This window comes from Paenibacillus sp. YAF4_2, from assembly GCF_052113225.1.
GTDB lineage: Bacteria > Bacillota > Bacilli > Paenibacillales > Paenibacillaceae > Pristimantibacillus.
In genome coordinates this window covers 420080-435067 of the sequence record NZ_JBFRCT010000003.1, presented here as the reverse complement: position 1 = coordinate 435067, position 14988 = coordinate 420080, and the positions used below count along the sequence as shown (strand labels likewise).

The following is a 14988-nucleotide window of genomic DNA, read 5'->3' as shown; positions in this document are numbered from 1 at the left end:
CAAATGTCCATTTATTAAAGCCATTATTCTTTAAAAAAGAAGAGCGCATGCAGCATGCGCCCCCCTTTATCCCATTATTACATATGTCGCGATTTCGCAGTCTTATTACGCCTGCAAACTGCCAGAAGCACTTTTAAGCTCCGCCTGCATAATTCCTTTATCCTTCAGAACCTTCATAAAGATACCACCTACGACAGTCCGGTGCTGGAACCCAATCTGACGCGCTGTAACCGTATCTGTCCAGTCTGAGAACTGAACACGGTCCAGCGTTTCGTTCAGCATATCCCAGATTGGAGTGGTCAGCTCGATAAAATCATTCTGATCTTCCGCCAGAGAGGCCGACCATACGAGCCAATCGTTCTTCGTGTAATTAGCACGGTTGTCGAGCGGCGTGCCGTAATCATTTTTCATCTTCTTATACCAGCTGATCTCATTGCGGATCATCTCTTTGGAGAACAGATCTGTGCCAAACAGTACATCCCAGATCAGATTATATTTGAGACTCCAGGAACCTTCTTGTCCAAAAGCAAGCTTTGTATGGTCGCCGTCAGCCGCAAGTACTTCCCACTGCTCAGCCATTTCTTTGGCTTTGGCCATATAACGGGCAGCTGTTTCCTCTTCCCCTTGAAGCTTCTTCAGGATCGAGTAGCTGGCTACGCCCATAACCGCCTTCACAGACAGGTTTGCGTTACGTGCCAAATGGCCGGCGAAGTCGTCGGTGCATAGCTGGTTCTCAGGATCGAGACCAAATTCCGTCAAATAATCTGCCCATTCGCCGAGAGTGTCCATATGGCTGAACAGGTAATCACGGTTGCCCCCTGCAAGAGCTACGGAAGCAGCCATAACGAGCATGTTGCCACATTCCTCAACCGGCATTTGCCCTTCACGTTGATTCTCGCTATACACTTGACCATTACCAATCGGGTATTGTCCGATATCATGTGGTGCAAATTCAAATGTCCAAGCATCCATCTCCGAATATTTCAGAATCGGGCGGATCATCGCTTCTACAAGCTCAGGTGCATAGAGCAGGAACATTGGAACAGATGGATAGCTCACATCAACGGTAGCCATACAGCCGTTGCTATAGCACTCTTTGGACAGGAATAGCAGCTGGCCTTCTGTATCCGCTACAAGCTTATGCGCAGCGATCGCTTGACGATAGGACAAGGAAAGCAGATCCGCATATTGGCTGCCGCCGGCTTTCTCGCCTTCCGCGATAATCTGCTGATCAAATGCAGCACAACGCTCGAGCAAGCTCTCGTATTCCGAGAATGCAGTTGCGATCATATCTGGTGTAGATTGGCCATTTCTTTTCCAATAAGCCTCAAGCTTGTCGCCAAAATATTCAATGGCAATGATATCATCGTAGGCAAGTACGGCAAGGTTGCTGATAGGAGCAGCTCCAACACGACCTAGATCGTAGATGAGCGCCATAACTGGCTGAACATCTGCCACCACTTGAGCTGCTGTTGGTGAAGTCGACTCGGTGAGCTTGTCATTTCGCACGAATTGCTTACGGATATCGGCAGAACCTATGTATCCGCTTATTTGATCGGATTTCTCCGTGTTCAGATAGAAGTAACCCCAGTCAATCCGATGATCGTCGCCCGAACGGTTCACTACGTCCTGCTTCTCATGACCGATCTGCAGCGAGATTAGTCCGTCGTTCTCCAGCTTCTGGCTAATAACCGCTTGGTTCGATTGATCGACACACCATTCGCCTGTCACATCAAAGTAAATTTGTACGTCATGCTCCTGGCCATCCAGGGAGCTTACTTCGAATGCCACATAAGAAGCAGGTCTCGACAATACATCCAGATCATCCAGTAATAAAGGAGAAGTGAAACGAACTGTCAATTCGATTCCTGCAGATTGGAACGTGTACACCGTGCTCAAAGCAGACACCGTCACACTCTTCTGCTCCATCGCTACCGGTTCTGTATAATACCGTTCAGCTCTTGGCTCAACCAGACCAGCAAACCGTTGTACCTTACCGTCGATTCGGATCAAGCCTGTCATTCCATGCCGCTGCCCCGTCCAGTGACGGGTATGATCATCGGTCAACCGGTCAGCCTGCGACCAAACACTGAAATAAGGGTCTACCGTTACTAATGGAACTGCAGAAGGACGAATTGCGCTCATTAAGAAAACAACTCCTTTAATATATTCATTTGTTATAATGGATATATTATAATGCTATATTAAATTTTATGTCAATGAGTAAAAAGGCTGACGAGTTTGAACTTAAACCGTCAGCCTTTTTGTGTCGTTTGTGTCGTTTGTGTCGTTCGGTCGCTCACTCTGCTGTTAGCACTCGACTCCAAGTACTCAAACTCCGAGCACTCTACTCCAAGTACTCTACTCATGCACTCTACTCATGCACTCAGCTCAAGCACTCAACTCCAAGTACCCTACCACAAGCACTCTACTCCAAGTACCCTACCACAAGCACCCTACTCCAAGCACTCTACCACAAGCACTCTACTCCAAGCACTCTACCACAAGCACTCTACTCCAAGTACTCTACCACAAGCACTCTACTCCAAACTGCTTCAAGCACCTTACTCCAAGCACTCTACTCCGAACTCTCATCTCATCCAGCACACATCTCGCTACACTGTATTTTGTACAGCATATGGATGCCTTATTGTCCAACATCCTAGTCTATCCTGTATTCTGTACAGTAGAATTCTTGCTTAATGAACTGGGATACTCCTAATTGGACTTTTCTACTGTACAGAATCCAACGTAGCCATCTGTCTAAGTAACATGCATCTCCCTACGTTGGATCGAATACAGCCTAGTTAGCGTCGGTGTTCGATTAAGCAGCCATTTCTCGCAAAGTAACCAGCCTGTCACCAATCTCAACTAACTCTTTCCGCAACAAGATACTCTCCGTGTATCTCTCTGGGATACCATCATACCCCCAATAAATGCCGGCCAACCCGCCTGCGATTGCTCCAATCGTATCCGAGTCTCCGCCTTTATTAGCGGCACGCTGAACGACTTCCTCAAAGGAATCTGCAACCATCAAATGATGGACAACCCATTGCATCGTATGAACCACATAGCCATCCGGCGGAGTAATTGGTGCGTGGCCGTTCAGCAGCTGTTCATAGCGGGTATCGGTTATTTCGGTGCGGACGGAAGCCTTTAAAGCTTCACCCTGAAGCAGCCTTCGGGCGATGCGGTTGTAGATCAGGCATGCTTCTGTCGCTGATTCATCATCATGGGTCATCTCGGAATGCCGCTTCGTGATCTTTTCCATAAACACAAAGTCAGGATATGCTAGAGCAATAGGCAGACAGCGCATTAGTGTACCGTTCCCGGCAGTCATCTCGTTCAACCGCACTTTTGCCCGGCGTGCAGCCTCGAACCAATCGCCTTCATATTGATCAAATACCGTCCGGATGATGTTGCCGATATCCTTCGGATTTGTTGCCTTCCACTTGAGAAAATAGTTCCCAATAGCCTCGATCGGTTCCGCTGGATTGTGCAGAATGCCTCTCGCTACTGCTATCGTCATCGCCGTATCATCGGTGATTTCACCCGCTTCAAGCTGCCATACGCCGCCGCCAATGATTTGGTCGAGCCAGCCGTACTCGCGCTTAATCTCCGCTTCGTTCATAAATTCGGTCGTTCCACCCAGAGCGTCACCAACTGCAACACCAAATAATCCTCCGAGAATTTGATTCCTCATCATTTGGTCATCCCCATCCATTCATATGGATTGCTATATTTCTCATAGCGCCCAAGAACCACCTTCACCTGCTGCACCCTCTCCTCCAAGCTGCCGCGAAGCGGAATGAAGGGAATCTTGCGAGTAATAAGGTCAGCAATAATCTGCTTCTGGAAAATATGTCTGCCTACATCCCCAGAGCGGTCCGGCGTATCGTCGTAAGGAATATCGTCTTCACATAGGAAGACAATATCGTAGCGTGAAGCGCAGCGAGCTGCCATCTCCTCCAGCCTCGGATGAGCTGCACCGTGATAATAGTGGGAGAACATAAACGTCGTAATGGCATTCGTATCAACGAACAGTACATCCTTTGCCTCCAGCAGCAGACATTCCTCCCGCTCAAGATGACCTTCTGCGATGTCCACCAGCTGTTCAAGCGATAATCGGCGTTCAATCTGATGCTGCTCCCAATATTCCCTGCCGTACTCGGGCATCCAGACCGTCTGCTGCTCCTCCGCCATCTGGGCGGCAAGGGTTGTTTTCCCCGTGGAGGGAGCCCCAAGGAACACCACATTCGTAATGAGATCACGGCAAACGATCGGATGCACCAGGTCTTTGTTCTCGTACAATGCTTCCCTTACTTTCGTACCGGATATAGGGAACGTCTCCCTGAGTCGATCCACCTGACGATTGACTGCCCCTAGAGCCTCACTCATATGCTCGCCATAGAATTCACTGGAGTAGAAATGCGTAACCTTCCTATCACCCAGCTGGCCTAAAATATAGTTCTCTTGCTTGCGCTTGATCTCAGGCGTATCGCCGCTGTCCGATGGGCCATCCCAAGCCTCCAGCACTTCTACATTCGGGTATAGCTCTCGAATCCAGCGAGCCCGCACCGATAACGGCACTCGGGTGACCTCCGGACTGTCATAGATGACCACGATGAGATGATCAACCTCACCTAGCGCAGTCTCGACGACATGCTGGTGACCACGATGGAATGGTGCGAATTTGCCGAGCGTGAGTCCAATTTTTCTATCCGACATAATGGTTCACCTCGTCCTGTGTCACCGCAGCTGCAGCCGTCCGAGTGTATTCTCGCTTCCAATCCACCAATCCCATAATCGCTATGCCAAGGAAAATGACATACAAGAATGAAGTCGTGTACAGCTCTTTGTAGAAGTACATACCGATCGATAACACGTCTACGAGAATCCAGAAGTACCAGTTCTGAAGAATTTTATAAGAGAGCAGGAATTGAGCCGTCAAGCTTAACGTTGCAATAAAAGCATCCAAATAAGGAATCGAAGCATCGGTGTAGACATCAAGAACAAGACCCCATACTGTTGTAAAAATAACAATAAATCCACCCAGCAGCGCCGCCAGCTTCATATTCCAGACCCTAGTTGGGCGAACAGCCGCTTCGCCGCGCTTCGTCATCCAGATGATCCAGCCGTAAATACTGAGGATGAAAAAGAACACCTGCAGCGTCATATCCGCATACAGCTTGACGTCCAGGAACATATAGAAGAAGCAGGCCACATTGATGATGCTAATCGGCCAGGTCCAGATCTTCTCCTTCGCCGTCAGCCAGACAGCTGCTAGACCCGTTGTTGTAGCGGCAATCTCGATGGTGCTGGACGAGGTGTAATAGGCAACGGCTAGTATGGCGATAAGCAGGCCTGCGATTGTTACGTTTTGCTTCATGTTGATCACTCCTAACTATAAATAGACAACTCCGGTACAAAACCGGTAAAACGGTACAGCTGCGCTGCACGCTGTGAGTACTGATTAGACAACTTCAGACTTCCGTCTGGAAGGCGGACCTCTTCAATAAGACCTTTTCGGCTCTGAGTGGAGGTCACTTTACGGATAAAGTTCTTCTCTTCGAACGCAGGGACAACCGTCTGAATGATCTGATACAACTCCCCAATCGTAAATTCCTCTGGCAGAAACGCACTCGCAATGGCTTGCGTCATCATCTGCTGCTGAATGCGCAGGTAAGCATCTTGAATAATGTCATGATGGTCAAAAGCCAAATTCATCTCAAGCACTTCAGAGAGCGGGAACAGCCTGACATCTGAAGCATCATCCGATGCCTTCCGATCCGCCAAGTACCTCTCATTCACCAAGGCACAGAACGCATGGCTGATAATCCAGCCCCTTGGATCCCGCCCCGGCTTGCTGTACGTCTTCAGATATTCCATGTGTACATGCTCGACACCCGCTTCTTCCTTCAGCTCCCGAATGGCACATTCCTCCACCGTCTCGGTCTCACGTGTAAAGCCGCCAGGCAATGCCCATTGCCCCTCGAAAGGCCATACCTTACGGCGAATCAGCAGCACTTGCAGCTCCCTCATCGGGAGAGCTTTCTTTGAGGTTTCTTTCTCTTGTGAGGTTATCGTGAAAATCACAATATCCGACGGCGCACCATCCGGGGTGCGATAATTACTGGCTGAATAGTTATGTTCGTTCTCGTTCAGGTTCAAGAGAGGGCAGCCTCCTTCACAACTCATATTATCGTTTTGATAATATCAATATGACATAATCAAAAGAAATGTTCAAGTCCATTTTGGTAAAAAAAGAAAATGACCGCCATACGAGTTGTATGCGGCCATTTCTCTTATTCGCTATTTTAAAACAATTCGTTCCTGCTCATCCGGTTGTACGTAATCCAGCTCTATCGCCTTCTGGATACCGTTTCGAATCACCCGATCAAGCGCATTGCCTGATCTAGCATAGCCAAGCAGCTTCACAACCTGCTTCACCAGGTCATCCTGCGGGAGGCTGATTTGTGCTTTCAAAATGGTTTGCACAGCAGCAGCAATCTCTTCAGCAGGCAGGTCTTCAGCCGAACGGCGTTCCGATTCTTCTGTCGCAGTACGAAACTTCCCATAGAGAGAAGGCTCCGTTCCTTCCGGCCAATAAAATACAGCTCCATCCGACTCCGAGACTTGAGGCTTCAGCCGACTAAGGAGATCCGTTAACCGCTGATCCAGCTTCGCTCCAAGGCGGGTGATTCCCCAAGCCTGCAGCACCCGCTTCGCAAGCAAGCTGCGGCTGATTGGTCCCTCTTCCGCAATAACCCGCTTGATCTGTCCGAGGATCAACTCGGTTGATGCGGGAGAATAGAACATTTCCGTCCCCAAGGTTACCGGTTCAAGCTGACAAAGCGTATACACAGGTACATCAGACTCAGACTTGCTAGGTGCACTTAACTGTTCCATCGGCACTGCTGCTGCAGCAACTTTAACGACCTGCTCAGATTCAGCTACAACAATCTGCTCAGCAGCAGTAGAGGGCCCCTCAGGTGGAGCCGCCTGCTTCCTATCCTTCGCATTTTGAATCGCTGCAACCACTTGGCGAATCACCTGATTCTTGTTCTCCCACCATTCCGGACTCCATACCCGAATCAGATTCCAACCAAGCTGACTAAGCACTTGTTCCCGCAAAAGATCACGGTCACGCGCTGCCCCAGCATCCCTGTACATCGGTCCGTCGAGTACAATACCAAGGACATATTGTCCTTTATTCGCAGGATCCAGAACCCCAAGATCTACGCGGTATCCGGATGCTCCAACATGAAGATCCGTCTCATAGCCAAGCGCCTTCAGATCTGACGCTAAGCTCCGGTGAAGATTGGACACAAGCGAGATTTGCTCGGACGAAGCGCTGGCTGGCAGCACCCGCTGCCCTTTTTCCGCGTAGTCGAGGAAAGCTTTCAGTCCAAGAACACCCTGTGCATTAATTCGGCTGGCGTTAAGGTGATGAGACAGCAAAGTCGAGTAGACCAGCATCTCATGCCTTGCCCTGGACACAGCGACGTTCAGACGGCGCCAGCCTCCCTGACGGTTCAGAGGGCCAAAGTTCAGACTAACCTTGCCAGTTGCATCTGGTCCATAGCCGACGGAGAACAAGATTACATCTCTCTCGTCCCCTTGCACATTTTCCAGATTTTTCACGAAGATCGGCTCAGGCAGCTGTCCAATGAACAGCTCCAAATCCTGATCCTTCTTGAGCGCCTCCTCCAGCAAATCCTCAATTAGGGTCTGCTGAACAGAGCTGAAGGTAACAACACCAATGCTGCGTTTCCGCAATACCGGATCCTTGACGCGGCGAATGATCTCTCCTATTACCGCTTCGCCTTCCACCCTGTTCTGCTTCGAACGGCCACGGTCATAAAACCCTTCCAACGGAACTAAGGTCACACTGGATACCGGTTCATCCGGTGAAGGGAAGGTCATCAATTTGTTATCGTAGTAATGAGCGTTACTGAAGGCGATTAAGCTCTCATGCCTGCTTCGGTAATGCCAGGTCAAATGCCGCTGCGGCATGCCAAGCGCCAAGCAGTCGTCCAGAATACTTTCCATATCCTGCAGTGCTTCTTCCTCATCCATCTCTTCGCTAGTGCTCTTTGAGAAAAAGCTCGTTGGTGGTAGCTGCTTCGGATCGCCTACAATGACTGCTTGATGACCCCTTGCCAGAGCACCAACCGCTTGAGCGGTAGGAACTTGGGAAGCTTCGTCAAATATAACGAGATCAAACTTCGCACTATTCGTGTCCAAATACTGCGCAGCCGAGATTGGACTCATCAGCATACAAGGCGTCAGCCTAGGCAGCAAATGAGGAATAGACTCAAACAGCTTGCGGATCGAGAGATTTCTTCCTCCGCTTCGAATGGCCCTTTGCAGAATACCTGCCTCAGAGCTTTGAGCCGCTTCGACCGTCATCTGCGGAATTTTGGCAGACAACCGGGCAGCAATCTCTTGCTGAGTTAAGGTTAAATATTGCTCATCCGCTTGTCTAAACCGCTCGATCGTATCTTCGAACAACTTGCCAGAGAATGCGAGAAGGCTTTTATCCCGGGCAATAATGTAATTGGCAACTGATTTGTACAAACCTCTCTCATAAGCGGCAATAAGCTCAGAATTGGAAAGCCGACCTTCCTCATATGGCGTAATAATTGGCAGAAGTCCCGACTCCGCCGCTTCGGCACGGACTCTGCACCATGTACTCCAGTCGCGCAGACGATCCAGATGAAGCGACCATAGCTTCGCTTTGTCCACCATACCTGCAAGCCATTCTCCATCTTCCAAAGAGACTTGGAGCTTAGCGAAAGATACGTTCAAAAAGCGGGATAGCTCGCTCTCCTCGGCTTTGATCTTAAGATCATGACCTCCAATACGCTGGAAGAGCTGCAGCTGCCCTTGATCATGACGGCCATTCAGGAGCACATCCGATAACTGTGCTCTCGCCTGACTAGCCGAATTTGGATTGTTGTACCATTGCACGAGCAAGGCTTGAAGATTCTCTACCCAATCACAGATTGCGGTAAGCTCATCCCATTTGCCATCGTCTCCGTCGGCCCACGCCTGACCGAAATACGGCGAGACCTTTCCTTTCTTATCTTTCAGCTTCTGCTCTTCTTCCTGCCAAGTTACAATCTCGGCCAAGGCCGATTTCACTTGATCTTTGGATAATGCGGCAGAAGGCTGAGATAAACCTTTGAGCATTTTGAAAATGCGTTTTTGTCCGGACCACTTAGGCAGGAACCATTGCAGCTCTGTTTTATCCCATTCCGATAAAATCGTTCTAGCATCAAGGCGCGTGATGTCCGATGTGAATCTGGCGAATATTTTCGCCCGTAATTGATCTCTCCGTTTACCCTGCTCGGCTGTTGCTCTGATCAGTACTAGAGCTTCAGCAAGGTCTGCTTCCTGCAGCAAGGCTGGCTTCATGTCAGGAACATGGCTGGCCAGTTCACTAAGCTTAACCAGGATCTCAACATGACGGTAATCCAGATGGCTCGCTTCAAGCTTCAGACGATCAGCAGCCTGGCTCAAAGCGATACGTTGTTCCTCCAACAGAGGAATATACCTCTTCAGCACCTGATCTACTTCCGTCTTCACTCCCTGCGAGTAGGAAGTCAGCTCAACATCACGCCATGGGTGAAGATGTGGATCTCCGCACTCCGCCCCAGCAATTTGAAGCCGTGCCACGAGGTCCTTCCAGACCGTCAGCTTATCCGGGGACAAGCCCTCTATTGCAGCATCATTGAACAAGACAATATCCGATCCTTCTCCCGCCTGTTCGTATCCGGCAATCGCTTCGAATAGAGTCAGCCCAGATGGATGCTTGTAGTGAAGAGCTTCAACGTACCCGTTCAGCTCATTCCGCAATTGGAACAAACGGTCAGCCTGGCTGCTCCAGGATGCCGATGAGGGAATCCTTCTTGCTTCAATAGCGGCAGACAATTGATCCAGGACGGATTTTTTGGTGCTTTTATTGGAATGCAGCTCGAGGCAAAACGGACCTAGTCCAATCTGCTCCAGCCTGCGCTGCACGACGGATAAGGCTGCCATTTTCTCAGCAACAAATAATACCCGTTTGCCTTGTGCCAGCGCATTCGCAATCATATTCGTAATCGTCTGGGACTTCCCTGTTCCCGGCGGTCCATGAAGAACAAAGCTTTGACCATCTGCAGCTGCACGAATCGCGGCTAACTGTGAAGAATCCGCGCTAATCGGCACAGATAAGCTTGTTGGATGATCCAGATCAAGCGGCCGCGGCGTTTCCTCCGAAGGCTCCTCCCATTTCAACTGGCCTTCCATCAGACTAGCAACGATTTTGTTCTGCGCCAGCTTATCCGCATGCGTACGGATATCATTCCACATGACAAATTGGCCGAAGGAAAACAAGCCAAGATTAGCCGTCTCCTCAACATCCCATCTAGGAACTTGAATAAGCGCATGCCTGAATACATGGAACACCTGCTTGAGGGCAATGCCTTTCTCATCTCTAGGCAGAGGATCCAGGCCGTCAATACCGATGCCATAATCCTGCTTCAACATTTCCAGAAGGGTAATGTTCATCTGAGGCTCTTCATCTCTCGCCCGAATCACATATCCTTGACGGGAAGACTTCCGAATAATATCAACCGGAATCAAAGCAATTGGAGCATAACGCGGCAGCTCGCTGACCGGCGTCTCGTACCATTTTAATAGGCCAAGGGCTAGATAAAGGGTGTTGGCTCCATTTTCCTCAAGCGAGACTTTCGCTGACCGATAGAGATGCACCATTCTGCGCTCCAGCTCAACCCCATCAAGCTCCACACGCAGCCGCTTCCGGTTAAACTCTTCACGAAGAAGCTGGGACAGCGGATGATCATTGTTAATGCTCTGGTACAAATTCGCATCACGGCCGTTATTCTGCCAGTCGCCAGGCTTCGCTAACAATTGGAACTCCTCGCCATCAGCAAGCGCGTCCTCCAAATCTCCCAATTGTGTCGTAATAATAGGAATACTGGACTTCGACAGACGGAAGTTAAGCAGCGAATTCCGGAGTGTTAGATCAAGCAACCTGCGTTCCCATTGCTTTTGTCTAGCAGACTTCGGCAAGGCAGTAAGCTCAAGCGGCTTCTCCAAAATATCCACGAGCTCAGGAGCTGCGGCGTCCAGATCAGCTAGTGCTGCTTCTTGCTGCTCGATAATCCAGCCTTCAGGTGTAGCCGTTCGAATAGGCAGAGGTCTTACCGCAGCAGAGCGTGCTCGACGGATATCCAGCACACAATCGAAGTTATCCGGGTCCTGCAGATGGGCTTCGGCAAGGGACGCAGCTTTGTCAAAGCTGACGGGATCCCCTTCCACAAAAGCTGTCGCTTCAATCACGCAGATCTGATTCATGCCTGTCGCGATTCTTTTCGTTAATACCGAAATATCATCCTGCAGACTTTCTGCGAATGTCTCTTCTTCCAGCCACAACCCTGCGAAGGCATGCCCCTTCGTAAACACAAGCAGAGGATGCAGACCAACGGCCTCCATACACGCCGCATATAACAGGGATAGATCGAAACAGTTCCCCATCCGATGGGCAAAGATCGTCTCCGGCAGGCGTACACGCTGACCAATCACCTCAAAGCTTGGAGGTGCAACGCAGTACACTATTTTTTTATTTTGTAAGGCAGCATAAATAGCAGCGGCTTGAAGCCGCACCTTATTCGGATCCTTACTCTGATAAGCTGTGAAAGAAGAGCTCCCGCTCCATTTGGTGAGGATATCTGCCGCTTCACGAACAACTTGAGCGATATGATGATGATTCGGCATGACAAAAGCAGCCGTCAACTCCGGCAGCACGGCAAGGCCGCTCCACTCATCGAAGGCTAGTACGGAGATAGTTCCGCGCTGCTGATAGATTTCAGATCCGCCTTGCAAGACGGATAAAGTAAGTGTCCCTGTCAGTCGTTCCGACTGATTAGCCAGAAACGACGCCGACATTTGCAGATTAATTGTCCCTAGGTTCATTGACTGGCCGGCGGCCAGCAGTCCGTAGGTCTTGCTCCATTCATAGGCAAAGTCCGGCTCGGACGTGATTTTCACCGTAAAATCTTGAAGATCCGTATCGGATGAATTATGTATTTCTATCGATCTGACAACCGGCACATGATTCTGCTGAATGCCGTAATTGACGATCTCACTATATGACCAATCGCAGTATATGTTCAAACGAATATGACCTCCTAACTCCGTTACAGTCGAATGCTGTCAATATTTATCATAGCACTAAAGTATCCATATTTCTGTTAGTTTCGACACAAAAATAGACTCTGATAACATAAAAAAGAGAGAGAACGAATTCTCCCTCTATAACAGAGTGCTCCAACACTATACTGGCCGATAGCCACATTTATGTCTATACCTAAAAAGTTGGAAATTAGAGCGTCATCGCCTGCCCATACCGGGCCAGATACTCTTCCTTCTCTTTGTAGTCCGGCATGATACTTCCAAGCAGGCGCCAGAAGGAACGGTCATGATTCATATGCGTGAGATGACACAGCTCATGGATAATAACGTAATCGATCACTTCCAGCGGAGCCATGGCTAGGCGGTAGTTGAAGGTCAGCTTTTTGCTCGAGCTGCAGCTTCCCCACTTCGTCGCTGACTCTACAATGTCTATGGTCTTGGGCTTCACCTTCAGCATGTCCTGATACGGCTTGATTCGTTCGCCAATAACCTTCTTGCAGCTGGAGAAGTAGAATTTCCTGAGATTTACTTTGAGCTCCTCTTCACTCAGTCCATTGGTGTCGATTAGATCGTGAAGGGAGTAAAACTTGCCGAGATGAAGGAACTTGCCTTCCTCTTCATACTCTCTGACCTTAGGGGCCGCCTCGGCAGCAGCATCTAGCGCCTGCAGTCTGCGTAAGATCTCTTTCTCATGCTGCTTCACAGCCTGTAGGATCAACTCGTCGCTTGTTCCATTAGGAGCTTTGACCGTGATATGACCCATCGCATCCATTTGGAGCGAGAGTTTTTTTCTGACTCCGTAGAGGACGTTAAGTTCTATGGTATGGTTGTCTAGTTGAAGTTTCATTGTTAATATCACAGTCCTTGTGGTTATAGGTGATGATCACGCCTGACTTAAGCTAGTTAAATCGAAACGGCCGACAAGGTCTTCCCTGTCTCCAGTAAGCTTTTCAAGTTACTCAGTATAGCTGGCCAGCCATTATTTATTCCTTCGAAAGTATCCTCTCGATCTACAAGATCAGCCGGAATAAGGTCCTCGTGCTGCAGTTTTAATTTCACTGTCGCGCCCAGTGGTGTTATTTCAAAAGTCACCCTCGATGGCTGTTCACGAACAGCTTGATCGGCCACATAGGTCCATGTAAAGGAAAGCAGGCGATGCGGTTCGCACTTTAAGATGACGCCGTAATCGGTTACTTCTCCATTCCTTGAAAAAGTAATGTTAGAGCCTGCTTGCCAGTCGGATTGAATATGGCTGCCGAAAAAATATTTCTCCGTGAATTAGCTTCTTGTCAAAGCATCCCATAGTTTCTCTGGTGTCGTTGCAATATAAGTCACATAAACAAAGGTTGTATTCGTCATTGTTCATACTCCTTCACTGACATCGATTAAGTACACCCGATCCTGAAATCCGCCGCGTGCTTCTGCTTTCTTTTCCCGCAACGCTTCAAGCTGCTCCCATGAGGCACCATGTACAACAGCTAACGCACGAATAACCTCAAGCATATCTGCAAGCTCTTCCAGTGACTCCTGTGGGTTCTGCGCGGAGAAATATTCTTCGGATTCTTCCTTCAGTTTGGTCACTAATTCTCTAGTATACTCTTCCTCTTCTAGAATACGAGTATGGCTTTCTTTGCCCTTGTCTGCAATGATTTGAGGGATAAGATCGCGAACGAGTTTATTGTAGACCGGCATGGATGGGTCATCCTTTGCAAGTTTAGTTTTCTAACATTATTGTAGCACAAGAAAAGCACACAGTGGTCGTACACACAAGCCACCTTCCTGCTAGATTCATATTCATAGTTATCCATAAAAATGGAAGGGACTGTGATTATGCGCAATAATACGGCAACAGAGRTGTATTTGGAATTATTGAAAAAAACAATATTATTTGAGATTTGGCTGGAGCATGAACCAGGTGCTACGAAGGAGAACCGCTTGCAAGGCCTCGATTGGCCAATCATTGCCCATAGCATGATCGGGCGTATCCGCATGAATAGCCTACATCAGCTTATGAATGACGTCATCCTAAACAACGTCCAAGGAGATTTTATTGAAACAGGAGTATGGCGCGGGGGTGCATGTATCTTCATGCGTGGCTTTCTAAAAGCACACGGTGTAAGACACCGCAAAGTACTTGTCGCTGACTCCTTTGAAGGACTGCCTAAACCGGATCCTCTTTATCCGATCGATGCAACGTCGAAATTCCACGAACAGGACTTTTTGAGAGTGTCCTTGCCTGAGGTACAGGACAATTTCCGTAAATATGATTTGTTAGACGATAGCGTTGTCTTTCTGAAAGGCTGGTTCAAGGACACGCTGCCTACGGCACCAACAGATAAGATAGCCATTGCCCGCCTAGACGGCGATATGTATTCCTCAACGATGGATGCACTGAATAATCTGTATCCGAAGGTGAGTGTTGGTGGATATGTCATCATTGATGACTATTCTATTGGCTATTGCGCCGCAGCTGTACATGATTTCCGCGCGGCGCATAATATTACGGATCCGCTTGTTGTGATTGATATTACTGGTGTGTATTGGAAAAAAACGAAATAGGTAAAATCGGAAGGGATATTCAAGCATTATGAATGTTCCTTCCGATTTTGAATTAATTTTTTTATTCCAATGATACGTAAACCTTCCTCAGATATCTGGGCTCTGGACGTTCGCATTATGTTGGTTTAGTCTCGTTTGAGAGAGGCTCTTTCACCAGTTTTAAACCAACCTTGACAATGTTTTATCCGCAATTCCTCACTAGCTTTTCGCCAACTTGCTGAATGATAC

9 protein-coding genes and 1 pseudogene are annotated in these 14988 nt (G+C 48.8%); 1 reads left to right on the top strand and 9 read right to left on the bottom strand.

The window, feature by feature from the left end:
• Positions 1-105: 105 nt before the first annotated feature.
• The 9 genes and pseudogenes from AB4Y93_RS09390 to AB4Y93_RS09350 form a co-directional block, all read right to left on the bottom strand.
• Positions 106-2145 carry a glutaminase domain-containing protein gene (locus tag AB4Y93_RS09390; RefSeq protein WP_441891184.1) on the bottom strand — a complete coding sequence of 680 codons (2040 nt, stop codon included), beginning with the start codon at positions 2143-2145 and terminating at the stop codon, positions 106-108.
• A gap of 679 nt (positions 2146-2824) precedes the next feature.
• On the bottom strand, positions 2825-3706 hold the full coding sequence (locus AB4Y93_RS09385) for an ADP-ribosylglycohydrolase family protein (RefSeq protein WP_441891182.1): 882 nt from the start codon (positions 3704-3706) through the stop codon (positions 2825-2827).
• The gene (locus tag AB4Y93_RS09380) at positions 3703-4728 is read right to left on the bottom strand and encodes an AAA family ATPase (protein WP_441891180.1); all 1026 of its coding nucleotides are present in this window, start codon (positions 4726-4728) and stop codon (positions 3703-3705) included. Before AB4Y93_RS09380 ends, AB4Y93_RS09385 begins: the two co-directional genes overlap by 4 nt.
• Complete coding sequence (gene pnuC / locus AB4Y93_RS09375) at positions 4718-5389, bottom strand: nicotinamide riboside transporter PnuC (RefSeq protein ID WP_441891178.1); 672 nt, start codon at positions 5387-5389, stop codon at positions 4718-4720. Before pnuC ends, AB4Y93_RS09380 begins: the two co-directional genes overlap by 11 nt.
• An 11-nt stretch (positions 5390-5400) precedes the next feature.
• Entirely contained in the window at positions 5401-6198 is a 798-nt protein-coding gene (locus AB4Y93_RS09370) for an NUDIX domain-containing protein (protein ID WP_441891176.1), read from the bottom strand.
• Between the two features lie 114 nt (positions 6199-6312).
• On the bottom strand, positions 6313-12183 hold the full coding sequence (locus AB4Y93_RS09365; protein ID WP_441891174.1) for a DUF3320 domain-containing protein: 5871 nt from the start codon (positions 12181-12183) through the stop codon (positions 6313-6315).
• A gap of 208 nt (positions 12184-12391) precedes the next feature.
• Entirely contained in the window at positions 12392-13048 is a 657-nt protein-coding gene (locus tag AB4Y93_RS09360; RefSeq protein ID WP_441891172.1) for a M48 family metallopeptidase, read from the bottom strand.
• Positions 13049-13104: 56 nt separating this feature from the next.
• A pseudogene (locus AB4Y93_RS09355) lies at positions 13105-13461 on the bottom strand (SRPBCC domain-containing protein); the annotation flags it as partial.
• A gap of 102 nt (positions 13462-13563) precedes the next feature.
• Positions 13564-13893, bottom strand: coding sequence for a nucleoside triphosphate pyrophosphohydrolase (locus tag AB4Y93_RS09350; RefSeq protein WP_441891170.1), 330 nt, complete (start codon positions 13891-13893; stop codon positions 13564-13566).
• A 138-nt stretch (positions 13894-14031) separates the two neighbouring features.
• Here AB4Y93_RS09350 and AB4Y93_RS09345 point away from each other — a divergent pair, with 138 nt between their 5' ends.
• A complete protein-coding gene (locus AB4Y93_RS09345) occupies positions 14032-14760 on the top strand; it encodes a TylF/MycF family methyltransferase (protein WP_441891168.1) in 729 nt (242 codons plus the stop codon).
• Positions 14761-14988 lie beyond the last annotated feature (228 nt).